Raw genomic sequence first — 21,629 nt, 5'->3', positions numbered from 1 at the left:
AGTGCGGCGAACGGGTTCCGGGATCTCCGGCGCGCGGAGGGCAGGATCATCCGTGAGGCGCACGCGGGCCGGTAGACTCGGTTCACGAGTGCCGCATCCCCGGCGGCGTGAGGGAAGGGATGTGACGATGACCGAACGAGTGCTCGTCGTGGACGACGACCAAGCGCTCGCCGAGATGATCGGCATCGTCCTCAAGGCGGGCGGCTACGAGCCGGAGTTCTGTTCGGACGGTGCCACGGCGTTCGCCGAGTTCCGTCGCGTCCGCCCCGATCTCGTGCTGCTCGACGTCATGCTCCCGGGGCTCGACGGGATCCAGATCTGTCGCCTCATCCGCGCGGAGTCGGGCACCCCGATCATCATGCTCACCGCGAAGTCCGACACGACCGATGTCGTGAAGGGCCTCGAGGCGGGCGCGGACGACTACATCGTGAAGCCGTTCAACCCGAAGGAGCTCGTGGCGCGCATCAAGACGCGTCTGCGCGCATCGACGCCCGAGACGCACGACGTCATCCGGGTCGGCGATCTCACCATGAACGTCGCTGCGCACGAGGTCCTGCGCGGCGACGAGGTCATCAGCCTCACGCCGCTCGAGTTCGATCTGCTCCTGACCCTCGCCGCGAAGCCGCAGAAGGTCTTCACGCGCGAGGAACTGCTCGAGCAGGTGTGGGGCTATCAGTACAAGGCGGACACGCGACTCGTGAACGTGCACGTGCAGCGACTGCGCGCGAAGGTCGAGATCGATCCCGACAACCCGAAGATCGTCACGACCGTCCGCGGTGTCGGATACCGGGCCGGACAGACCGCGAACGGGGGATAGGTGGTCGACGGCGCTGCCGCCGGTACGACGCGGACGCGGACGCGCGACCACGGCGACGGGAACGACGCGATCGCCTGGTCCACGCCGGCGTCCTGGTGGACGTTCCGCGGGTTCTGGACGAACGTCCTCTTCTTCTGGCGTACCTCTCTCCCGTTCCGCACCATCACGCTCTCCGTCGCGCTCACGACGGCCACCGTGCTGTCGGTCGGGCTCGTCATGTCGAACACGATCGCGAGCAACCTCTTCGAGGCGCAGCTCGCGCAGACGCTCGCGGAGAGCCACCGTGCGACGACGCAGGCGCAGGAGGCCATGGACTCCGGGGTCGAGACCGACGCGGTCGCGCTCAACACGCTCCTCAAGCAAGCGCTCGAGGACGCGAACCAGGCGGCGCCGAACGCGATCGGCTACGCCTTCTACGCCTCGACCGATTCGCCCGACCAGGTGCTGCAGGACCAGATCTCGCCGTCGGTCGCGGACCAGGACCTCATCACGCCCGAGCTCCGCCAGGAGGTCTCGACGGCCGAGAGCGGCGTGCAGCACTACCAGTCGCGCGCGCTCGTGGACGCCGACGGTGAGGTCGTCCCGGCGATCGTCGTGGGGACGCGCATCACGGTGCAGGGTGGCGGTGCGCCCTACCAGCTGTACTACGTCTACTCGCTGCAGGAGACGCAGCGTTCGCTCGACTTCGTCCAGCGCACGCTCGTCGGGTCGATGATCGTGCTCGTGCTCATCATCGCGGTGATCACGGGGTTCGTCATGCGCGCCGTGATCCAGCCGATCCGTCTCGCCGCGCAGACGAGCCGCAAGCTCGCCGCGGGGCATCTCGAGGAGCGCATCCCCGAACAGGGCGAGGACGACATCGCGACGCTCGGCAGATCGTTCAACGACATGGCCGACAGCCTGCAGGAGCAGATCGAACAGCTCGCGCACCTCTCGAAGGTGCAGCAGCGCTTCGTGTCCGACGTGTCGCACGAGCTGCGCACGCCGCTCACCACGATTCGCCTCGCGGGCACGATGCTGTTCGACAGCCGCGACGACTTCGATCCGATCACGGCCCGCTCCGTCGAACTGCTGCACGACCAGATCGAGCGCTTCGAGCTGCTGCTGTCCGATCTGCTCGAGATCTCCCGCTTCGACGCGGGTGCCGTCGAGCTCCTCCGGGAGGAGAACAACCTCGTCGAACTGTGCGACGAGGTAATCGGCTCGATGACGCCCGTCGCGCTCGACCACGGTTCCGAGCTCGTGCTCCTCGCGCCGGGCGGCTACGGCGATTCCGAGTTCGACCGGCGACGTGTCGCGCGGGTCGTCCGAAACCTGCTCGGCAACGCGATCGAGCACGGCGAGGGGCGACCGATCGTGATCCGCGTGGATTCGAACGAGACGGCCGTCGCGGTGTCGGTGCGCGACTACGGCGTCGGCATGAGCGAGCAGCAGGTCGAACGCGCCTTCGATCGGTTCTGGCGCGCCGACCCGTCGCGCAAACGGACGATGGGCGGCTCGGGTCTCGGGCTCGCGATCTCGGCCGAGGACGTCGCGCTGCACGACGGCAGGCTGGAGGTGTGGAGCCGGCTGGGGCGCGGATCCAACTTCCTGCTCACGCTGCCCCGGCACGTGGGCGAGCCCGTCGTGACCTCGCCGCTGCCGCTCGAACCACCTGACGCGGGGGCGACGACGTTCGAGGTGCCCTCGGATAGCGAGGCGTTCGCGGCGGAGGACGTCGACACGCAGCCGATCATCCTCCCCACCCTCGACGGTCTGCAGGCGGCGCGCACCGAGTCGATCGAGATCGTCGGCGACGTCGACTCGATGGCGACCGTCCCGGCGGACACCGAGTCGCGGAGCGCCCGCACGCCGCGGGATCCCGTGGTCGATGATGCGGGGCCGCTCGGCGACGAACCGGGCACGACGGATCAGGACGGGGACGGGCGGTCATGAACGGCGGAACGACTCGCGTCGGGCGCGGCGTCCGGGCGCTCACGGCCCTCGCGCTGTGCGTGCTCGTCCTCGTCGGCTGCGCGCGACTGCCGCTCTCGGGCCCCGTCATGGAGGGGGATCCGATCGAGGGTGTCGAGGAGCCCGGCGTCCGCTTCCTCCCGGCCGGCCCGATCGCCGGTGCGACGCCCGAGCAGATCGCGAGCGGATTCCTCGAGGCGGGCACGGGGACGTCGAGCGATTACCAGACCGCCCGCAGCTTCCTCACGAGCGACTACGCGGCCTCCTGGAATCCGACGCTGCGCGTGCTCGTCGTGCGCAGCGAACCCGTGTTCGAGTTCGACGGCGTGAGTCGCGTGACGGCGACCCTCGACGTCGTCGCGGTCGTCGGGCCGGATGCCGTGTACCGGGACCTGCCGTCCCCCGAGACCCGCACGATCGACCTCGACGTGCAGTCCGTCGACGGGGAGTGGCGCATCGGCGACGCCGAGGACGGTCTCGTGCTGCTCGAGCAGCAGTTCAGCGATGTGTTCGAGCCGTACACCCTCAACTTCTTCGACCGCGGCATGCGGGACCTCGTGCCCGACGTGCGCTGGTTCCCCGACTACACGAACGCGCCGACGCGCATCGTGGACGCCCTGCTCGGCGGGCCGGCGGGGTGGCTGCGCGAGGGGTCCGTCGTGAGCGCGTTCCCGGCCGACGCGATCCGCAACGGTCCCGTCGTGACGGACCAGGGCATCGCGACGGTGAACTTCACGACGAGCTTCTCCGCGGCCCCGTACGAGCGGTTCCCGTACATGCTGTTGCAGCTCCAGCAGAGCCTCGTCGGCGTGGGCAAGATCGAGGAGGTCGAGATCGCCGTCAACGGCAAGAAGCTCGACATCGAGGCGCTCACGTCCGATCAGGTCAACACCGACTACCCCGTGAGCTCGACGCCGCTCGTGTACCAGGACGGCGTCCTCGGGTACCTCTCGGGCGGCAACTCCGTGACCCAGGTCGAGGGCGCCGAGAAGCTCGCGTCCGTGCTCCCGAACCTCGAACCGAGCCGGGGCGTGCTGGCCACCGACGAGGGGCTCGGCGCGTTCCTGACGGCCGACGGGGTCGTCGCGATCCCGTTCGACACGGGGCAACCCGTTCCGCTGCACGGACGATTCGATTCGGTCGTGCCGAGCATCGACCGGCACGGGTACGTCTGGACGGCCGCGACGACCGGGCCCGCGGTCATGGCCCAGAACGTGACCGAACGCACCGAGCAGGAGCTGCAGGTGCCGGGGCTCGCGGGGGGCGGTACCGTCGCGATCGAGGTGAGCCGCGACGGTGCTCGCGTCGCGATGCTCGTCCGGGATGCGGGTGTCGTGAGCCTCGCGATCATGGCGATCGAGCGCGACGACGTCGGTGCGCCGATCGGTCTCGGGACCCCCGAGGTCGTCGCCGTCGGTGTGGGGACGGCGATCGACCTGACGTGGGTCGACCGGACCGACGTCGCGATCCTCGTGGAGGACGGACGGGGAGCCTCGACCGTGCGCGTGCACCAGATCGGTGGCGGGACCGACGACTTCGGAGCGATCGAGAACGGTGTGCAGATCGTGGGGAGCAACACGCTCGTCGGTCTGCGGACGGTCGACAACCAGGGCAATCTGTTCGTCCCGAAGAGCAATCGCTGGCAGTCGACGGGCGCCAAGGTCTCGTTCCTCGTGACGCAGGCCTGACGGGCACGCGCGGTCCGTTGACCGCGTCTGAGGGCCCGTGCGATCGCGTCCACGGGCCTGTGGAATCGCGTTCGTCCACGGGAACGGGGCGCGGACGCGTCGGCGTGCGCCGGCCGCGGGACCATGGCGACGTGTCGACGACCGGAGGCGATGCCGCGTCGGCGGCCGGGAGGGTGCTCGGTCGCGCGGTGCGGGGCGCGCTCGCGGAGGCCCTCGCGGTGCTCGTTCCCGTGGCGTGCGCGGGGTGCGGACGCCCCGACCGGGCCCTGTGCGTGCCCTGCCGGGCGGCGATCCGCCGTGCCGTGCGGGTGCACCGGACGCGGCTCGGTGCGCTGCCGCTCGTCGCGGCGCTGCCGTACGCGGGCGTCGTTCGTCCCGTGCTCGGCGCGTTCAAGGACGACGGGCGGACCGAGCTGACCGGCGTCCTGGCCGGACCCCTGCGATGCGCGCTCCGTGCCGCACTCACGAGGACGCCGGAGCCGCCGCTCCTCGTCGCGGCTCCGTCCCGACGGAGTGCGGGACGTCGTCGCGGGTACGTGCCGCTCGAACTGCTCTGCGGACGTGCGGTCCCGGGCGTGCGGGTCTCGGGGGCGCTCCGGTTCGGCCGCAGGGTCGACGACCAGGCCGGGCTCGGGCGGGCGGCGCGCGCCCGCAACGTCGCCGGTGCGATGCGCGCGTCCGCCGAGGTCGCGGGACGGGCGGTGCTCCTCGTCGACGACGTCGTCACGACGGGCGCGACGGCCCGGGAGGCGGCGCGCGCGGTCGCGGCGGCGGAGGGGCGTCCGATCGGCGTCGTCGCGCTCGCGCTTACACCGCGACGGCATGACGCGACCCCCTGACACCGGGCGTTCAGGCGACTCCCAGTCAGTTGTCATGGTCGCCCGGATCGGTGTGTGAACGGACCCCTATCATTTGGTGAACCACACCGCGGACCCCGCCCACGCGTGGTTCGCGTCGAGCATGAGGAGGGTGTTTCATGGACATCACCATCACCGGACGCAACACCGAGATTCCGGACCGCTTCCGCAGCTACGCGGAGGAGAAGACGCTCGCGAAGGTGACGCAGTACACGGAACGTGCACAGCTCGCCGAACTCAAGCTCACCCGACGGACCGACCGACAGGGCAACATCCTCGACCGCGGCAAGGTCGAGATCACGCTCTTCGGACCGGGGCCCGTGATCCGCGCCGAAGCGGAGGCGGGCGACAAGTACGCTGCGTTCGATCTGGCCCTCGACAAGCTCGTCGAGCGACTGCGTCGGGTGAAGGACAAGCGCAAGGTCCACCGGGGGAACCACCGTCCCACGGCCCTGCGCGAGGCCGCCGCGGACGGTTTCAGCGGGCACGATGTCGTGCCCGTGACGACCGAGACGATCAAGCTCGTGCGCGACGGCGTCGTGCACCCCGCCCCCGAGGCCGAGGTGAGCGACGACGAGCAGTACAGCGCGGAGGAGTACTCGCCCGTCGTGATCCGTTCGAAGGTGTTCGAGGCGAAGTCCCTCACGCAGGACGAGGCCGTCGACCACATGGAGCTGCTCGGCCACGACTTCTTCCTCTTCCTCGACTCGGAGACGGGACGACCGAGCGTCGTCTACCGCCGCACCGGCTGGGACTACGGCGTCATCTCGCTCGAGGAGGCCGCGGTCGCCGCCGCGCTCGTCGACTGAGTCCCGCGCCCCGATCGTCCGCCCCCACCGTCGCCTCGGTGGGGGCGGACCCCGTTCGGCCCGGGACCGGGCGCGTCGCCCACGACGCACGCACCGAAGCACATAACGAGGCGGTTACGATGGGAGGATCGCGTCGCGCGGTCGAGTCACCGTGCCCTGCGTCACGCATCCGATTCCGGGAGGAACCCCTTGGCCTCTGTTCTCGAGAAGATCCTTCGTATGGGCGAGGGGCGCGCCGCGCGTCGCCTCGAACGCCTCTCGAAGCAGGTGAACCGTCTCGAAGACGACTTCCGCGAGTTCAGTGACGACGAGCTGCGCGAGATGACCGCGACGCTGCGCGAGCGGTACGAGGACGGCGAGACGCTCGACGATCTGTTGCCCGAGGCGTTCGGTGCCGTGCGCGAGGCCGCCGACCGTATTCTCGGCCAGCGGCACTACGACGTGCAGATCATGGGTGGCGTTGCCCTCCACTACGGCAACATCGCCGAGATGAAGACCGGTGAGGGCAAGACGCTCGTCGCGACCCTGCCGGCGTACCTCAATGCGATCGCCGGCAAGGGCGTCCACGTCGTCACCGTCAACGACTTCCTCGCGAGCTACCAGTCGGACCTCATGGGCCGCGTGTTCCGCGCGCTCGGCATGACGACGGGCTGCATCCTCTCGGGCCTCACGCCCGCCGAGCGTCGCGAGCAGTACGCCGCCGACATCACGTACGGCACGAACAACGAGTTCGGCTTCGACTACCTGCGCGACAACATGGCCTGGCGCAAGGAGGACCTCGTCCAGCGCGGCCACTTCTTCGCGATCGTCGACGAGGTCGACTCGATCCTCATCGACGAGGCGCGCACGCCGCTCATCATCTCCGGCCCCGCGCAGGGCGACGTGAATCGCTGGTACACCGAGTTCGCGACGATCGCGCGCAAGCTCAAGGAGGGCCGCGACTACGAGGTCGACGAGAAGAAGCGCACGATCGGTGTGCTCGAGCCGGGCATCGACCGGGTCGAGGACGCGCTCGGCATCGACAACCTCTACGAGTCCGCGAACACGCCGCTCATCTCCTTCCTCAACAACGCCATCAAGGCGAAGGCGCTGTTCAAGCGCGACAAGGAGTACGTGGTGCAGAACGGCGAGGTCAACATCGTCGACGAGCACACGGGCCGCATCCTCAAGGGCCGCCGCTACAACGAGGGCCTCCACCAGGCCATCGAGGCGAAGGAGGGCGTGACGATCAAGGCCGAGAACCAGACGATGGCCACCGTCACGCTGCAGAACTACTTCCTCATGTACGACAAGCTCTCGGGCATGACGGGTACGGCCGTCACCGAGGCGTCCGAGTTCCTCAGCACCTACAAGCTCGGGGTCATCCCGATCCGGACGAACAAGCCGATGCAGCGCATCGACCAGCCCGACCTCGTCTACAAGAACGAGAAGGTGAAGTTCGACCAGGTCGTCGAGGACATCGTCGAGCGTCACGACGAGGGGCAACCCGTGCTCGTCGGCACCACCTCGGTCGAGAAGAGCGAGTACCTCTCGAAGCTCCTCGCCAAGCGCGGGGTGAAGCACGAGGTGCTGAACGCGAAGAACCACGCGCGTGAGGCCGCGATCGTCGCGCAGGCCGGTCGCCGGGGCGCCGTCACTGTCGCGACGAACATGGCCGGTCGAGGCACCGACATCATGCTCGGCGGCAACGCCGAGTTCCTCGCCGTCGCCGAGATGGCGGCCCGCGGGCTCGACCCGCAGGAGACGCCCGACGAGTACGAGGCCGCGTGGGCCGATGTGCTGAAGTCGGTCAAGAAGACGGTGCGCGGTGAGGCGGAGGAGGTCGCCAAGCTCGGTGGCCTCTACGTGCTCGGCACGGAGCGGCACGAGTCGCGCCGAATCGACAACCAGTTGCGCGGCCGCTCGGGTCGTCAGGGCGACCCCGGCGAGAGCCGGTTCTACCTGTCGATGACCGACGACCTCATGCGCCTGTTCAACACGGGCGCGACGCGCGCGCTCATGGCGAACGACAACACGCCGGACGACCTCGCGCTCGAGTCGCGCATCGTCTCGCGCGCGATCGCGCAGGCGCAGGCACAGGTGGAGTCGCGCAACGCGGAGATCCGCAAGGACGTGCTCAAGTACGACAACGTCCTGAACGAGCAGCGCACGGCCATCTACGGCGACCGCAAGCACATCCTCGAGGGCGACGACATCGCCGACAAGGTGCAGAACTTCCTCACCGACGCCGTGACCGACATCCTCGTCGAGCACCTCTCCGGCGGCACGACCGACGACTGGGACTTCGACGCGCTGTGGGTGGATCTCGGACAGCTGTACCCGGTGGGCATCACGATCGACGAGCTCGCCGAGGAGGCCGGCGACCCCAGTGGGATCACGCGCTCGTTCCTGGAACGGGAGATCCTCTCGGACGCGAAGATCGCCTACGAGCAGCGTGAGGACAAGATCGGGCCGGAGGCGATGCGCGAGCTCGAGCGACGCGTCGTGATGAGCGTCATCGACCGGAAGTGGCGCGAGCACCTCTACGAGATGGACAACCTCAAGGACGGTATCGGCCTGCGCCGCATGGCGCAGCGCGACCCGCTCGTCGAGTACACGCGCGAGGGGTTCGCGATGTTCCAGCAGATGCTGGGCGCGATCCGCGAGGAGTCGATCGGATTCCTCTTCAACCTCGAGGTCACGGTCAACTCGGGTGACGCGAAGGTCGACGGCAACGCCGTGCAGGTACAGGCGAAGGGCCTGGACGGCGAGAAGGCGAAGGGCCTCAGCTACTCCGCCGCGAGCGACCAGGGCGAGGTCGAAGTGCGTAACGAGGCCGGGCAGGTCAATTCGCGTGCGACCCGCGAGGCGCAGCGGCGCGAGATGAAGCTCGGCACCTCCTCGGCGCTGCAGCAGGCCCGGGAGGAGGCGCAGGAGGACCAGAACGCCTCGGCGCCCGCCCGCCCGGCGGCCGCGCGCGCGGCCCAGGGCGGCACGAAGCCGAGCGCGAAGGGTGGCCGTTCGGGCAACCCCGCGAATCGGCAGACGGCCGGGTCGAAGTCGGGGAATCCTGCGAAGCGGTCCGGCAATCCGGCCGCCCGCACCCCTGCGGGCGGGCAGGGCGGTTCGGCGCAGAAGCCCGCCGCGGCGGGACGTCCGGCGGCGGGATCGAGCTCGACGCGTCAGCAGGGTGCACCGAAGCAGCAGTCGGGCGGCCAGCGCCCCGCGGCCGGTGGTTCGTCGCGGACGGGCGCGAAGCCGACGGGACGCCGCGCGGCCCCGACGCCCGCGGACGCGCCCCGCGGCGAGTCGCGCGGCAGTGCGTTCGGTGCGGCCGCCGGCGGCGAGGACGCCGCGTCGGCGCAGAAGCCGGCGCAGAACCGACGCCAGCGCCGCGCGGCCGAGAAGAAGTCCTGAGCGCGCGCGAGCGCTGACGAGCGGGGCCGGTGTCGACGACACCGGCCCCGCTCGCTGCGTCGGTCGGTCCCGCGCGGCCGAGCGGGGCGGGCCCGCCGGAACCGGTGCCAGCGATGACGGATGCCGCTGCGGTGCGCGGGTCGAGCACGCACGACGGCCCCTCGATCGGCGAGAATGGGGGCATGAGATCGCTCGCCCGTGCCGTCGTCGTCGCGCTGTCCGCCGCGCTCGTCCTGACGGGGTGTCAGGCACAGCTCGTGACGATCGTGGACGCCCCGGGCTGGGGCAATGCGCAGAGCGAGGCGAGCGTCGCACCCGGCGGGCCGATCATGGCCGATGTGCTCGAGGCCGACGTGCCGTCCCTGTGCGGCATCGCGAAGGGGAAACTGGCCGGCGGGACGCTCGTCGCGTCGTCGACGTCGCTCCCGATCGACTCGGCCGGTGGGCCCGTGGCGTCGGAGGCGGTCGTGGCGCGCGATCCCGGGACGGGCAAGCCGCACGTGGCCCTCGCCACGTCGCCGGACGCGACGCTCGGTGCGGCGGCGATCGTCGACTGTGTCGTCGAGGACGCGGTGCAGCGCGATCGGGTCGTGCTGTGGGACGGTGCCCTGAATCCGCTCGGTGCGATCAACATCGCGGGGCTCCGCGGCCCCGGTGCCGTGTACGCGACGTCGATCGAGCTCGACGGGGACGCCGCACTCGTGACGTTCGTGGCGGCCGATCAGTCGGGGCAGCCGAAGGCGGGAGCGACGGCATATCGCGTGTCGCTCGCGGTCGTCGACGGGATCGTCACGGTCGGCGAGATCACCGAGGCCGCCTGAGACGCGTCGTCGCGTCAGATGCTCGGCGGCACGGCCGAGCGGACCGGCGCCGGTGCCGGTCGGCGCCACGGGACTCCGGGCTCGTGCGGCGTCCCCCGGGATCGACCCGGCCCGTCGGGCCGCGTCGGGTGACCCGTCGGGTCAGAGGACGTTGAGGCTCGTCGCTCGCCAGCGACGGTCCATGCCGTCGAGCCGCATCGCGATGGCCCGGACGCGCGGCCCGACGTCCATGACGACGACCGCCTCGATGACGCCGTCCGTCGGTGACTGCAACGTCGTCAACTGCACGTGCACGTTCGGGCGCTTCGCGCTCTGCCGGCGTGCCGTGCGGGCCCGGGCCGCGTGCTGCACGCGGACGAGCAGCGCCCGGTAGACGTCGGCCGAGACCCAGCGAGCGAGCTGCTCGATGTCCCGCACCCCCGCCATCGCCTCGATGACGCACAGCGCGAGGTTCGACACGAGCGGCTCGGGGTCGGGAAGGCTCGCCGTCGAGGCGGGCTGCGGATCGAACCAGTCGACGGAGTCCTGCGGCTCGGGCGCGTGCGGCGGAACGATCCGCAGGACGGGCCGTCCGACGGGCTTCGCCGTCTCGCGTTCTCGAGGAACGCTCTCACTCGCCGGCGCCGCGAAACCGCGAACGGTCTCCTTCGCGGTCGCGGCGTCATTGCTCGCCGAAAAACTCATTGAAACCCCCCGGTTCCAGCGCGCGACTTCGCTCGCCTGTTACCACACTAGGGGCAAACTCGCCTGGGCGTGGCGTTGAAACAGCATCATGTGGAAAAAATCGAACATGATCGAACGGTCAGGTGCGATCGTCGCCCCGGACGATGCTTCCGCCCCACAATTCCGGCAGATCGTCGATGCCGTCCTCGTCGAATCTGGACAGGCGTCGCTGCAATTCGTACTGATCGTCGATGAACGCCTCGAGGACCCGCGTTTCCACGCGCCACGGGCCCGAACGGCCCACCCGGATGGCCGCGAGCTCGCCGCGCTCGACGAGCGCGAGCGCGTCCTCGACCTCGACGCGCAGCACCGTCGCGACCTCGTCGAGCGTGAGGAAGCGATCGAACGGTGCATCGGATTCGTCGGGCATGGCGTCCATTGTCGCGCGTTCCCCTCGGCGTGTCATGGCCCTGTGGAGAACGTCGCCGGATCGTCGCGTGCACGTGGTGTTCTCACCGCGACGTAGGCTGTGACGGTGTCAAGTCTGAGCTCCCTGATCCAGCGCCACAGCACCCTCGGTGACGACGAGCGTGCATGGATCGTGGAACTCGCGAAGGATTGGCAGCTCCTCACCGACCTCGCGTGCGCCGATCTCGTGCTCTGGGTGCGCACGACCGACGACGACTTCGTCGCCGTCGCGCAGGGACGTCCGTCGTCCGCGCCCACCCTCTTCTATCGGAACCTGCTCGGGCAGCGCGTTCGGGAGCAGTGGGCCGAGGAACTCGAGCGCGGCTACCAGGAGGGTGTCGCGGTGCGCTCGACGGAGCCGGACTGGTTCGACGAGATCCCGACACAGCTCACCGTGACCCCCGTCACGATGCGGGATCGGGGGCGGCACCAGGAGCGCGACGAGCGGCCGATCGCCATGATCACCCGGCACACGAACCTCGCGAGCGGCCGATCGGTGACGCGCCAGGAGATGACGTTCCGCGAGTGCAGCGACGATCTGTTCGGCATGATCGAGGTCGGTGACTTCCCCGATCCGGAGGCTCCGCAGATCTCCCGACGGGGCGCGCCGCGCGCGAGCGACGGGCTCATCCGTCTCGACACGGAGGGCATCGTGACGTTCGCGAGTGCGAACGCCCTGAGCGCCATGAACAAGCTCGGGTTCGGGGGCGAGCTCGAGGGCGAGTCACTCACCGAGGTCGCCGCGTCGCTCGTCGAGGGGCGCGGTCGCGTGACGGTCGACGAGGCGCTACCGCTCGTCGTCGCGGGTCGCGCGCCGTGGATGACGGACGTCGAGGCGCGCGAGGTGACGGTGACGCTGCGGGCGATCCCGCTGCGTGCCGACGGTGAGCGGGTCGGGGCGATCGTGCTCTGCCGCGACACGACGGATGTGCGCCATCAGCAGCAAGAGCTCATCACGAAGGACGCGACGATCCGCGAGATCCACCACCGCGTCAAGAACAACCTGCAGACGGTCGCGGCGCTCCTGCGCATCCAGGCGCGCCGTTCGCGCACGGACGAGGCACGCGATTCGCTCACGCAGGCGATGCGGCGCGTCTCGTCGATCGCGGTCGTGCACGACACGCTCGCGGGCGGCTTCAACCAGCAGGTCGACTTCGACGACGTATTCACGCGCGTCATGCGGCTCATCACCGAGGTGTCGTCGTCGGACGCGCACGTGCGGCCCGAGTTCCGCGGCAGCTTCGGGCAACTGCCGAGCGAGTATGCGACGCCGCTCGCGCTCGCGCTCACCGAGATCGTCACGAACGCCGTCGAGCACGGGCTCGACGGTCGCGAGGGCGAGGTGCTCGTCACCGCGGAGCGCGACGACGAGGGGCTGCACGTGAACGTGAGCGACACGGGCGTGGGCGTCGAGCCCGAGCGCATCGGCGCCGGCCTTGGCACGCAGATCGTGCGCACGCTCGTCGAGGGCGAGCTCGGTGGGACGATCGCGTGGGGGAGGGGCGACGAGGGCGGGACGGTCGTGAGCATCGACATCCCGAATCGCTGGAACCGCGCCGAACCGGCCGAGGGCGGCTTCGACGGCGACGAGTCCACCGTCGTCTACTGACGGGTGCGCCGTGCCGCACCGTCGAGCGGCGGCTCGTCCCGTGATCGGGTGAACCGCGGTCGGGTGAACCGCGGTCCGGCGAACGCGGTCCGGCGAACAACGGTCGTGCGCGCAACGTGTGCCGAAACGACGGCGCCCCGGTCGAGCTGGGCTCGACCGGGGCGCCGTTCGCGGCGTGCGATCTAGGACGCGCGACGGGCCCGGGCGGCGCGACGCTTGAGCGCGCGACGCTCGTCCTCACTGAGGCCACCCCAGACGCCCGAGTCCTGACCGGTCTCGAGGGCGTACTGCAGGCAGGTTTCCGTCACCCGGCAGGATGCGCACACCGACTTGGCCTCTTCGATCTGATCGACGGCCGGGCCCGTGTTCCCCACGGGGAAGAAGAGCTCGGGGTCGGCCGTGAGGCAAGCGGCATTATCGCGCCAGTCCATTGAATGGGTGCTCCTTAATGTGCGAGGCAGACGCAGAGAAAATGCCCCCGTGAGGGAGCATCGCGTTGAGCTTCGCCGCGCTCTGGGGGCGCTACACTGAACGTGAACTGCGCCCAGGGGAAGCTCTCTCTACCTGAAGGAAAATCCTGCCACAGGGGTGGGCGCGTGACAAGAGAGAATTGCCTGATCGAGCTGGGAGTGCCATGAACGGGCCCGCGACGACGCCGACCCGACCCGCCCCTCTCCGTCTTCTCGCGGGCGTCCTCGCGCTCGAGGCACTGGCCGTGCTGGGCGCGGCCGTGCTGCTCGTCGTCGAGGTGCTCGTCGACGTCCCGAACTCGCTCGTCGCGTCGATCGCACTCATCGCGCTCACGGTGCTCGCGTTCGCTCTCGGCGTCGTCCTCGTGATCGGCGTCTGGCAGCGGCGCGCGTGGGTGCGCGGCGCGACGATCACATGGCAGGTGCTGCAGATCGGCGCCGCATGGGTGATCCTGCAGGGCGACATGGCGGCGTGGATCGGCTGGGTGCTCGTCGTGCTGGCCGTGATCGCGATCGTGTGCGTCCTCCATCCGGCGACGCGCGGCGCGCTGCGTGATCGCGACGGCCGCGAGCTCGACGCGCGCTGAGTCGCACGCGTTCGTCGGTCGGGCGCTCGCGCCGTCCCACGAGCCTGGTGTCGGGGTGCTCCGGCCGCGCGCCGGCGGGCGCAGCCGGAGCGACGCGGACCGTCAGGCCGCGTCGAGCCCGAGGACCTTGCGGACACGCGCGACGTGACCCGTCGCGCGGACGTTGTAGAGCGCGTGCTCGATGCGGCCGTCCGCGTCGATGACGAACGTCGAGCGGATCGGGCCGACGGCGATGCGACCGTACTTGTTGCGTTCGCCGTATGCCCCGTACGCGGTCTGTACGGCGTGATCGGTGTCGCTCAGGAGTGGGAACGGCAGATGCTCGGCCTCGGCGAACGCGGTGTTCTTCTCGGGGCTGTCGGACGAGATGCCGATGAGCGTGTAGCCGGCGTCGATGAGCGGGCGGTAGCTGTCGCGGAAGTCGCACGCCTCGGTCGTGCAGCCGGGCGTCGCCGCCTCGGGATAGGTGTAGAGGACGACGCGCTTCCCGCGGAGGCCGGCGAGCGAGACGCGCGTCCCGTCGGCGGCGGGCAGATCGAAGTCGGGGGCGGTCGTGCCCGGTTCGAGCCGGATCGGGGTGTCGGTCGTCATCGTGCTCCTTCGTGGCGTCGTGTCGTGCGGTCGAGCGCACCGTCCATCGTGGCACGCGTCGACGAATTGGCGTTTCGTCCGGGGCGGTGCTACGGTAGTCCGGTCGCTCACCGAGGTGAGCGCCTGCGCCTCTAGCTCAATTGGCAGAGCAGCTGACTCTTAATCAGCGGGTTCCGGGTTCAAGTCCCGGGGGGCGTACCACCGGCCCCGCCGTCTTCGGACGGCGGGGCCTCGTCGTTTCGTGAGCGCGTCGTTCCGTGAGCGTGTCGTCCAGCCCCCCCCGCTCGGGACGAGCCGAGTCACTCACGCGAGATAGGCGGCGTTCGGCACGTCGGTGATGAACATGTGGCCCGGCGCGTGCGTCAGGGCGAACGGTGGCTTCGAGGCCATGATCGCCGATTGCGGGGTCACCCCGCACGCCCAGAACACGGGCACCTCGCCGGGCTCGATCTCGGGCGCATCACCGAACTCGGGCGCCGCGAGGTCCCGGACCCCGAGGCTCGCGGGATCGCCGACGTGCACCGGGGCGCCGTGGACGGCCGGGTAGCGGCCCGAGATGCGGACGGCGTCCGCCACCCGCTCGGCCGGGATCGGCCGCATCGACACGACGAGGTCGCCGCGCAGACGCCCGGCGGGGGAGCACGCCCGGCTCGTCCGGTACATGGGCACGTTGCGGCCGAGCGTGCGGTGCCGGATCTCGATCCCGGCGTCCACGAGACCGGCCTCGAACGTGAAGCTGCAGCCGATCAGGAACGACACCAGGTCGGGGTGCTCCTCCCACGCGGCCGAGGCGTCGTCGAGCTCGTCGGTCAGGACCCCGTCGCGCCACACGCGGTAGGCCGGGATGTCCGTCCGGAGATCGGCGTCGGGGGCGAGGCGTGACCTCATGCTCCCCGCGTCGAGCACGTCGAGCACGGGGCACGGGCGCGGGTTCCGCTGCGCGAACAGCAGGACGTCGTCCGCCCAGTCGGCGGGCACGGCGATGAGGTTCGCCTGCACGAGACCGTGGGCGACGCCGCTCGTCGGCTCGACGGTGCCCGCCCGGTACGCGAGGCGCGCGGTTCGCGCCGCCGCGAGTTGTTCGGGCGTCGCCGTGGTGTGGGACGCCGTCGTGGCCTGCCCGTCCGGGTCGCGACCCTCGTGCGCGCTCATGCGTCGACCGATCCGAGCTCGGCGCCGGCCGCGACGGCGTCGCCCGCGGCGACGAGCTGCGTGAGCGTTCCCGCGCGGGGCGCCCTGATGGGCACCTCCATCTTCATCGCCTCGACGACGGCAACCGTCTCGTTCTCCTCGACCTCGGCGCCGTCCTCGACCTTCCACGCGCTCAGGGTGCCGTCGAAGGGCGCGAGAAGTGCGCCGGGATCGGCCTGTTCCGCGTCGGCGCCGTCGTCCGCGGCCCCGGCGAAGCCGGTTCCCTCGGCCGTCGAGAGGCGCGACAGCAGCGACTCGGGGAGGCCGATCTCGGCGAGTCGACCGTCGATCTCGATCGGCATGCGGACGAGTCGCGGCGCACCGGGCGTCGGAACTGCCTCTGCCGGTTCGAACGTCGCGTCGCACTCCTCCTCGATCCACCTCGTGTGCACCCCGAACCGTCCGTCGGGTGCCGTGAACGCGGGATCGGTGACGACGTGCCGATCAAAGGGCAGCACGGTCGCGACGCCCTCGATCACGAACTCGCGGAGCGCGCGCCGCGCCCGCGCGAGCGCCTGCTCGCGATCGGCGCCGTGCACGATGAGCTTCGCGAGCATCGAGTCGAAGCTGCCGGGCACGACGTACCCCTCGCGCACGCCGGAGTCGAGCCGCACGCCCTGTCCGCCGGGGGCGTCGAAGCGCGTGATGAGGCCCGGGGTCGGGAGGTACCCGAGCGCCGGGTCCTCGGCGTTGATGCGGAACTCGATCGCGTGACCGAACGCGGGGATCGTCTCGGGCACCGACATCGGCTGGCCGTTCGCGATGCGGAACTGCTCCTGCACGAGGTCGACGCCCGTCACCTCCTCGGTCACGGGGTGCTCGACCTGCAGGCGCGTGTTGACCTCGAGGAACGAGAGCGTGCCGTCCTCGCCGAGCAGGAACTCGACGGTGCCCGCACCCACGTAGCCCGCCGCCGCACACACGTCGGCGGCAGAGCGGTGGATGCGTTCGCGCAGCTCGCCGTCGAGGAAGGGCGCGGGCGCCTCCTCCACGAGCTTCTGGTTGCGCCGCTGCAGCGAGCAGTCCCGTGTGCCGATCACGGCGACCCGGCCGGTGCGATCGCCGAGTACCTGCGCCTCGATGTGCCGGGGGCGGTCGAGGAACCGCTCGACGAGGCAGTCGCCGCGGCCGAACGCCGCGACGGCCTCGCGCACCGCGGCGTCGTACGCCTCGCGGATGTCGCCGGCCTCGCGGACGACGCGCATGCCGCGCCCGCCACCGCCGAAGACCGCCTTGATCGCGATCGGCAGCCCGAACTCCTCGGCGAAGGCGAGCACCTCGTCGACGTCCGACACGGCACCCGTCGTGCCCGGCACGAGCGGGGCGCCGACCTCGGCCGCGAGGGAGCGCGCACGCGCCTTGTCGCCGAGGAGCTCGATCGTGCCGGGGTCGGGACCGATCCAGATGAGCCCCGCGTCGATCACGGCCTGTGCGAAATCGGCGCGCTCCGAGAGGAAGCCGTAGCCGGGGTGGACCGCGTCGGCACCCGAGCGGGCGGCGATGTCGAGGATCTTCCGGGCGTCGAGGTAGGTGTCGGCGGGGAGCCGCCCACCGAGCGCGTAGGCCTCGTCGGCGAGGCGCACGTGCACGGCGTCGGCGTCCTCGTCGGCGTAGATCGCGACGGTCGCGATCTCCGCCTCCTTCGCCGCGCGGATCACGCGGACGGCGATCTCGCCACGATTGGCGATGAGGATCCTGCTGATGGTCATGACGGCATCTCCTGCTCGGTGTCGGTGTCGGTGCCCGGGTGTTCGGTCGTCGAGGGCCGACCGGCCTCGTCGCTCGGGGTGAAACGGATGCGGCTGCCCGGCACGAGCTGGGCGGCCGTCTCGAGGTCGTCGTCGTGGACGACCGCGATCACGGGGTAGCCGCCGGTCAGCGGCCGATCGGCGAGGAAGAGCACGGGCTGCCCGTCCGGGGGCACCTGGAGGGCGCCGAGCACCATCCCCTCGCTCGGGAGCTCGCGGTCGCGGTATCCCTCGGCGCGCGTGAGCGGGGTGCCGGCGAGGCGGACGCCGACGCGGTCGCTGCGCGGGGTCACCTCCCACGACTCGCCCGTGAACGTCGCGAGCGCGCGCGCGTCGAACCAGTCGTCGCGCGGGCCGAGGACGACGCGCAGCGTCGTCTCCTCACCCGCGGCGGGGAGCTCGGTCGGGACCGGCGGCTCGGGTGCACCGACCGCGGCGACCGCGTCGTCGCCCGCGGCGATCACGTCCCCCGCCGCGAGCGGCTCGGGGCCGAGGCCCGCGAGCGTGTCCCGCGAGCGGCTGCCGAGGGTCGCGGGGGCGAGGACGCCGCCCCGCACCGCGAGGACCGTCCGCAGCCCGCGCCGCGGCGCATCGAGCTCGAGGCGCTCGCCCGTGCTGAGCCGGAAGGGCGTCTCGTGCGGCGCCGCGCGCGTGCCGGACGGGCCGGTCACGCGGCCGCGGCGTTCGGCCCCCGTGAGGGCGAGCACGGTCGTCGCGACGGCCTCGACCGCGAACCCACCGTGTGCGAGCTCGACGGCCGCCGCGCCGGGCCGGTTGCCGACGAGACGGTTCGCGCGCCCGAGGGCTCGCGGCACGGCCGTGCCCGAGGCGCCGACGCCCATGCCCGACACGCCCCGGCGGCCCGCGTCCTCGACGAGCGATTGCAGCCCCGGATCGATGACGCGCAGGCTCGGGGTCCCGGTGGCGGCATCCGGGCCGGCGCCGGGCGGTGGGGGAGTCGTCCGCTCGGGCGTCCGGTCGGCGCGGGCCGACACGTGCTCGCGCTCGGGTCGGAAGCGCACGGTGCCGCCCGCGAGCAGCGCGGCGGGCTGCTCGCGCCGCGTGTCCCACATGGCGTGGTCGGTGCGGCCGATGATCTGCCAGCCACCCGGACTCGCGCGCGGGTAGACGCCCGAGAAGGGGCCCGCGAGGCCGACAGCGCCCGCCTCGATCCGCGAGCGCGGCGTCGAGCGGCGCGGCACCTCGAGCGCGGGGTCGCCGCCCGAGAGGTACGCGAAGCCCGGTGCGAAGCCCGTGAAGGCGACGGTGTACTCGCTCGCGGCGTGCCGCTCGATGACCTGCTGCGCGCTCATCCCGGTGAGTGCGGCGACCTCGCCGAGGTCGGGGCCCTCGTAGGCCACGGGGATCACGGTCTCGGTGGCCGAGGTGCCGATCTCGGCCGCCGCGGCCCCCGCCTCGATGAGTCGCCGCAGCTTCGGCACGAGCCGCCGGGGGTCACGCGCCTCGCCGCCCACGACGAGCACCGTGCGAGCGGCGGGCACGATCTCACCCACCGCGAGCGCACCCTCGTCGCGCGCGGCCCGGAGCACGGTGAACACGCGGAGGGCGGCGTCGAGATCGCCGCAATCGATGAGGACGCCCGCCGTGCCGGCGGGGCGGAAGCTCGCCTGCACGTCGCTCACCGGCCCGCCGGGACAACGCTCGACACGTCGATGCCGCCAACGGTGAGGGCCGAGCGCACCGCCCGCGCCATCTCGACCGCCGCGGGGCTGTCGCCGTGGACGCACACCGACTCGGCGCGGACGGCCACGACGCTGCCGTCGCGTGCCGTGAGCGTGCCGGTGCGCACGAGCTCGAGCATGCGCCGCGCGACCTCCTCGGGATCGTGGAGCACCGCCCCCTCCTCGCGACGGGAGACGAGCGCGCCGTCGGGCTCGTAGGCGCGATCCGCGAACGCCTCCGGGACGGCCCGCAGGCCCGCCGCCTCGGCCTGCTCGACGAGCGGCGAACCGGCGAGGCACACGAGCGCGAGCTCGGCGTCGACCGCCCGGATCGCGTCGATCACGACGGCGGCCTCGGCCTCGTCGAACGCGATGCGGTTGTAGAGCGCGCCGTGGGGCTTCACGTAGCCGACCCCGGTGCCCGCGACCCGCGCGAGGCCCTGGAGGGCGCCGATCTGGTAGACGACATCGGCGAAGAGCTCGTCGCGCGAGAGCGACATCGGGCGGCGCCCGAAGCCGACGAGGTCGGGGTAGGCGACGTGCGCGCCGACCGAGACCCCGTGCGCCGCCGCACCGCGGAGGGTCTCGAGGATCGATCTCGGGTCGCCCGCGTGGAATCCGCAGGCGACGTTCGCGCTCGTCACGATCTCGAGCATCGCCGCGTCGTCGCCCATGCGCCACGAACCGAAGTGTTCGCCGAGATCGCTGTTGAGATCCACGTTCGAGGTCATTGCTGTGCACTCCTTCGTCCGGTCACGGAATCGTCTGTCTATGCGGCCAGGAACTCGAAGATCTTGGTGAACGAGACCACGCCCATGTACCACGTCAGCACGGTCGTCGCGGTGCCGAGCGCGAGCAACCACCATTGCACGCGGTAGCCGCCGAGCAGGTCGCGCCGGAACCAGGCGATGTACATGAAGACCGTGAACCCGAGCGGCAGGATGAGGCCGTTGAACCCGCCCGCGAACACGAGCAGGGCGACCGGCGTCGTGCCCATGATGAGGTATGCGACGAGTCCGATGACGATGAACAGGACGGTCACCCAGCCACGCCGCCGCTGGTCGAGCTTCGCGCTGAACACGGTCATGAAGGAGACCGAGGTGAACGCCGCGCCGATGACGCTCGAGATGCCCGCGGCCCAGAGCACGAGACCGAACGCGCGCATGCCCCACTCGCCTGCCGCTGCCTCGAAGGCCTGGCCCGCGGGATTGCCGGACAGATCGAGGACGACGCCGCTCGCGGTCACGCCGAGGAAGCCGAGGAAGAGGACGTAGCGCATGATCCCGGTGATCGCGATGCCGGTGAACGCCGAGTTCGTGACCTGCTTGATGTGCTCCGGGCCCGCGGTCCCCGAGTCGAGCAGCTTGTGGGCGCCCGCGTAGGTGATGTAGCCGCCGACGGTGCCGCCCACGATGGTCGTGATGGCCGCGAAGTCGATCGTGTCGGGGAGGACGGTCTGCCGCAGCGCGTCGCCCACGGGCGGGTTCGCGATGATCGCGACGGCGACCGTGAGGCCGATCATGATGAGACCGAACACGATCATCGCGCGATCGAGCAGGAGCCCGGCCTTGCGGGACAGGAAGATGCCGATCGCGAGGAGCGCGCTGAGCGCGCCGCCGATCTTCGGATCGAGGCCGAGCATCGCGTTGAGCCCGAGGCCGGCGCCGGCGATGTTCCCGATGTTGAACACGAGCCCGCCGATGATCACGAGCACCGAGAGCACGTACCCGCTGAACGGGATGGCCTCGTTCGCGAGCTCCGCGGCACGCTTGCCCGATGCCGTGATGATCTGCCAGATGTTCGCCTGCACGATGAAGTCGATCACGATCGACGCGAGGATGCCGAACGCGAACGCGGCGCCGAGGCTCGCGGTGAACGTCGCGGTCTGCGTGATGAAGCCCGGGCCGATCGCGGACGTCGCCATCATGAAGATCGCGCCGATGAGCGAGGCGCGCCTCGATCGGGCGAAGCCGACCGCGCCGCTCGTCGTCGTCGCGGGCCCGGGGACGGAGACGCCGTCCCCCTTGTCGTTTCCGGGTGACGTTCGATCGCTCATACCGTGGTCGTCCTCTCGCTTCATTGCGTACCGGGAGCCGTTCGCGGCGTGAGCGACGTGCTCCGCGCGATTCGCCCAGGGTACGTCGCCGGATAGAACAAAGCAACAGAATTGTTCTACAACCAAAAAGCTACTGTTCAACTATTTCGAGCATGTTCCGGCGGGGTAACGGGGCCGGGTCGGACGTTCCCGCGCCCTCTGCCGAACACCTCCGATGCCCGGA

At 70.9% G+C, this 21,629-nt stretch carries 17 protein-coding genes, 1 tRNA gene and 1 pseudogene; 10 read left to right on the top strand and 9 right to left on the bottom strand.

What is annotated here, in order from left to right:
- Positions 1–127 precede the first annotated feature (127 nt).
- The 7 genes and pseudogenes from mtrA (at position 128) to HNR16_RS12005 (ending at position 10,341) form a co-directional block, all read left to right on the top strand.
- Positions 128–817, top strand: coding sequence for an MtrAB system response regulator MtrA (mtrA, locus tag HNR16_RS12035; protein WP_158040000.1), 690 nt, complete (start codon positions 128–130; stop codon positions 815–817).
- Positions 818–2,752 carry an MtrAB system histidine kinase MtrB gene (gene mtrB / locus HNR16_RS12030; RefSeq protein WP_158040001.1) on the top strand — a complete coding sequence of 645 codons (1,935 nt, stop codon included), beginning with the start codon at positions 818–820 and terminating at the stop codon, positions 2,750–2,752.
- Positions 2,749–4,458, top strand: coding sequence for an LpqB family beta-propeller domain-containing protein (locus HNR16_RS12025; RefSeq protein WP_158040002.1), 1,710 nt, complete (start codon positions 2,749–2,751; stop codon positions 4,456–4,458). The genes mtrB and HNR16_RS12025 overlap by 4 nt, the downstream gene beginning before the upstream one ends.
- Before the next feature lie 131 nt (positions 4,459–4,589).
- Entirely contained in the window at positions 4,590–5,297 is a 708-nt protein-coding gene (locus HNR16_RS18645; protein ID WP_158040003.1) for a ComF family protein, read from the top strand.
- A gap of 137 nt (positions 5,298–5,434) precedes the next feature.
- The gene (gene hpf, locus HNR16_RS12015; protein WP_158040004.1) at positions 5,435–6,124 is read left to right on the top strand and encodes a ribosome hibernation-promoting factor, HPF/YfiA family; all 690 of its coding nucleotides are present in this window, start codon (positions 5,435–5,437) and stop codon (positions 6,122–6,124) included.
- Between the two features lie 189 nt (positions 6,125–6,313).
- Positions 6,314–8,827, top strand: a pseudogene (gene secA / locus HNR16_RS12010) (preprotein translocase subunit SecA); the annotation flags it as partial.
- Between the two features lie 875 nt (positions 8,828–9,702).
- On the top strand, positions 9,703–10,341 hold the full coding sequence (locus tag HNR16_RS12005) for a hypothetical protein (protein WP_158040005.1): 639 nt from the start codon (positions 9,703–9,705) through the stop codon (positions 10,339–10,341).
- A 141-nt stretch (positions 10,342–10,482) separates the two neighbouring features.
- On the opposite strand, the gene HNR16_RS12000 is transcribed toward HNR16_RS12005, so the two are convergent.
- Together HNR16_RS12000 and HNR16_RS11995 are read right to left on the bottom strand one after the other, a co-directional pair.
- On the bottom strand, positions 10,483–11,025 hold the full coding sequence (locus HNR16_RS12000) for an Rv3235 family protein (RefSeq protein WP_225737806.1): 543 nt from the start codon (positions 11,023–11,025) through the stop codon (positions 10,483–10,485).
- Positions 11,026–11,143: 118 nt separating this feature from the next.
- The gene (locus HNR16_RS11995) at positions 11,144–11,434 is read right to left on the bottom strand and encodes a helix-turn-helix domain-containing protein (protein ID WP_158040006.1); all 291 of its coding nucleotides are present in this window, start codon (positions 11,432–11,434) and stop codon (positions 11,144–11,146) included.
- 105 nt (positions 11,435–11,539) lie between these two features.
- On the opposite strand from HNR16_RS11995, the gene HNR16_RS11990 reads away from it, so the two are divergent.
- A complete protein-coding gene (locus HNR16_RS11990; protein ID WP_158040007.1) occupies positions 11,540–13,081 on the top strand; it encodes a sensor histidine kinase in 1,542 nt (513 codons plus the stop codon).
- A 182-nt stretch (positions 13,082–13,263) separates the two neighbouring features.
- On the opposite strand, the gene HNR16_RS11985 is transcribed toward HNR16_RS11990, so the two are convergent.
- Positions 13,264–13,512, bottom strand: coding sequence for a WhiB family transcriptional regulator (locus HNR16_RS11985; RefSeq protein ID WP_158040008.1), 249 nt, complete (start codon positions 13,510–13,512; stop codon positions 13,264–13,266).
- A gap of 203 nt (positions 13,513–13,715) precedes the next feature.
- Here HNR16_RS11985 and HNR16_RS11980 point away from each other — a divergent pair, with 203 nt between their 5' ends.
- Positions 13,716–14,138: a hypothetical protein gene (locus HNR16_RS11980; RefSeq protein WP_158040009.1), complete on the top strand. Its 423-nt coding sequence runs from the start codon at positions 13,716–13,718 to the stop codon at positions 14,136–14,138.
- Positions 14,139–14,240: 102 nt separating this feature from the next.
- Here the strand turns inward: HNR16_RS11980 and HNR16_RS11975 are convergent, their stop codons facing one another.
- Positions 14,241–14,729 carry a peroxiredoxin gene (locus tag HNR16_RS11975; RefSeq protein ID WP_158040010.1) on the bottom strand — a complete coding sequence of 163 codons (489 nt, stop codon included), beginning with the start codon at positions 14,727–14,729 and terminating at the stop codon, positions 14,241–14,243.
- A gap of 125 nt (positions 14,730–14,854) precedes the next feature.
- Here HNR16_RS11975 and HNR16_RS11970 point away from each other — a divergent pair.
- Positions 14,855–14,930: transfer RNA gene (locus HNR16_RS11970), tRNA-Lys, on the top strand.
- A gap of 102 nt (positions 14,931–15,032) precedes the next feature.
- On the opposite strand, the gene HNR16_RS11965 is transcribed toward HNR16_RS11970, so the two are convergent.
- From HNR16_RS11965 to HNR16_RS11945, 5 genes are read right to left on the bottom strand one after another with little or no spacing between them, the layout of a single operon-like run.
- Positions 15,033–15,881 (bottom strand): putative hydro-lyase, encoded by an 849-nt coding sequence (locus HNR16_RS11965; RefSeq protein WP_158040011.1) that lies wholly within the window; start codon positions 15,879–15,881, stop codon positions 15,033–15,035.
- Positions 15,878–17,629, bottom strand: a complete 1,752-nt coding sequence (locus tag HNR16_RS11960) for an acetyl/propionyl/methylcrotonyl-CoA carboxylase subunit alpha (protein ID WP_218868441.1) — start codon at positions 17,627–17,629, stop codon at positions 15,878–15,880. The genes HNR16_RS11965 and HNR16_RS11960 overlap by 4 nt, the downstream gene beginning before the upstream one ends.
- Positions 17,626–19,311: a 5-oxoprolinase subunit B/C family protein gene (locus HNR16_RS18860; RefSeq protein WP_225737807.1), complete on the bottom strand. Its 1,686-nt coding sequence runs from the start codon at positions 19,309–19,311 to the stop codon at positions 17,626–17,628. Before HNR16_RS18860 ends, HNR16_RS11960 begins: the two co-directional genes overlap by 4 nt.
- Positions 19,308–20,081 carry a LamB/YcsF family protein gene (locus HNR16_RS11950; RefSeq protein WP_158040012.1) on the bottom strand — a complete coding sequence of 258 codons (774 nt, stop codon included), beginning with the start codon at positions 20,079–20,081 and terminating at the stop codon, positions 19,308–19,310. The genes HNR16_RS18860 and HNR16_RS11950 overlap by 4 nt, the downstream gene beginning before the upstream one ends.
- Positions 20,082–20,119: 38 nt before the next feature.
- Entirely contained in the window at positions 20,120–21,406 is a 1,287-nt protein-coding gene (locus HNR16_RS11945; RefSeq protein WP_158040013.1) for an NRAMP family divalent metal transporter, read from the bottom strand.
- Positions 21,407–21,629 lie beyond the last annotated feature (223 nt).

The sequence above is a fragment of the Pseudoclavibacter chungangensis genome, from assembly GCF_013410545.1.
Taxonomy (GTDB): domain Bacteria; phylum Actinomycetota; class Actinomycetes; order Actinomycetales; family Microbacteriaceae; genus Pseudoclavibacter; species Pseudoclavibacter chungangensis.
The sequence above is the reverse complement of the archived record's forward strand: the minus strand, read 5'-3'. Positions and strand labels throughout refer to the sequence as shown.

What these genes read in the sequence shown, in the direction of transcription:
- HNR16_RS11975 (WP_158040010.1), bottom strand. Translation starts at nt 14,729, where the DNA reads ATGACGACCGACACCCCGATCCGGCTCGAACCGGGCACGACCGCCCCC.
- HNR16_RS11945 (WP_158040013.1), bottom strand. Translation starts at nt 21,406, where the DNA reads ATGAGCGATCGAACGTCACCCGGAAACGACAAGGGGGACGGCGTCTCC.
- hpf (WP_158040004.1), top strand. Translation starts at nt 5,435, where the DNA reads ATGGACATCACCATCACCGGACGCAACACCGAGATTCCGGACCGCTTC.
- HNR16_RS12025 (WP_158040002.1), top strand. Translation starts at nt 2,749, where the DNA reads ATGAACGGCGGAACGACTCGCGTCGGGCGCGGCGTCCGGGCGCTCACG.
- HNR16_RS11995 (WP_158040006.1), bottom strand. Translation starts at nt 11,434, where the DNA reads ATGCCCGACGAATCCGATGCACCGTTCGATCGCTTCCTCACGCTCGAC.
- HNR16_RS12005 (WP_158040005.1), top strand. Translation starts at nt 9,703, where the DNA reads ATGAGATCGCTCGCCCGTGCCGTCGTCGTCGCGCTGTCCGCCGCGCTC.
- HNR16_RS11960 (WP_218868441.1), bottom strand. Translation starts at nt 17,629, where the DNA reads ATGACCATCAGCAGGATCCTCATCGCCAATCGTGGCGAGATCGCCGTC.
- HNR16_RS12000 (WP_225737806.1), bottom strand. Translation starts at nt 11,025, where the DNA reads ATGAGTTTTTCGGCGAGCAATGACGCCGCGACCGCGAAGGAGACCGTT.
- HNR16_RS11965 (WP_158040011.1), bottom strand. Translation starts at nt 15,881, where the DNA reads ATGAGCGCGCACGAGGGTCGCGACCCGGACGGGCAGGCCACGACGGCG.
- HNR16_RS11950 (WP_158040012.1), bottom strand. Translation starts at nt 20,081, where the DNA reads ATGACCTCGAACGTGGATCTCAACAGCGATCTCGGCGAACACTTCGGT.
- HNR16_RS11985 (WP_158040008.1), bottom strand. Translation starts at nt 13,512, where the DNA reads ATGGACTGGCGCGATAATGCCGCTTGCCTCACGGCCGACCCCGAGCTC.
- HNR16_RS11980 (WP_158040009.1), top strand. Translation starts at nt 13,716, where the DNA reads ATGAACGGGCCCGCGACGACGCCGACCCGACCCGCCCCTCTCCGTCTT.
- mtrA (WP_158040000.1), top strand. Translation starts at nt 128, where the DNA reads ATGACCGAACGAGTGCTCGTCGTGGACGACGACCAAGCGCTCGCCGAG.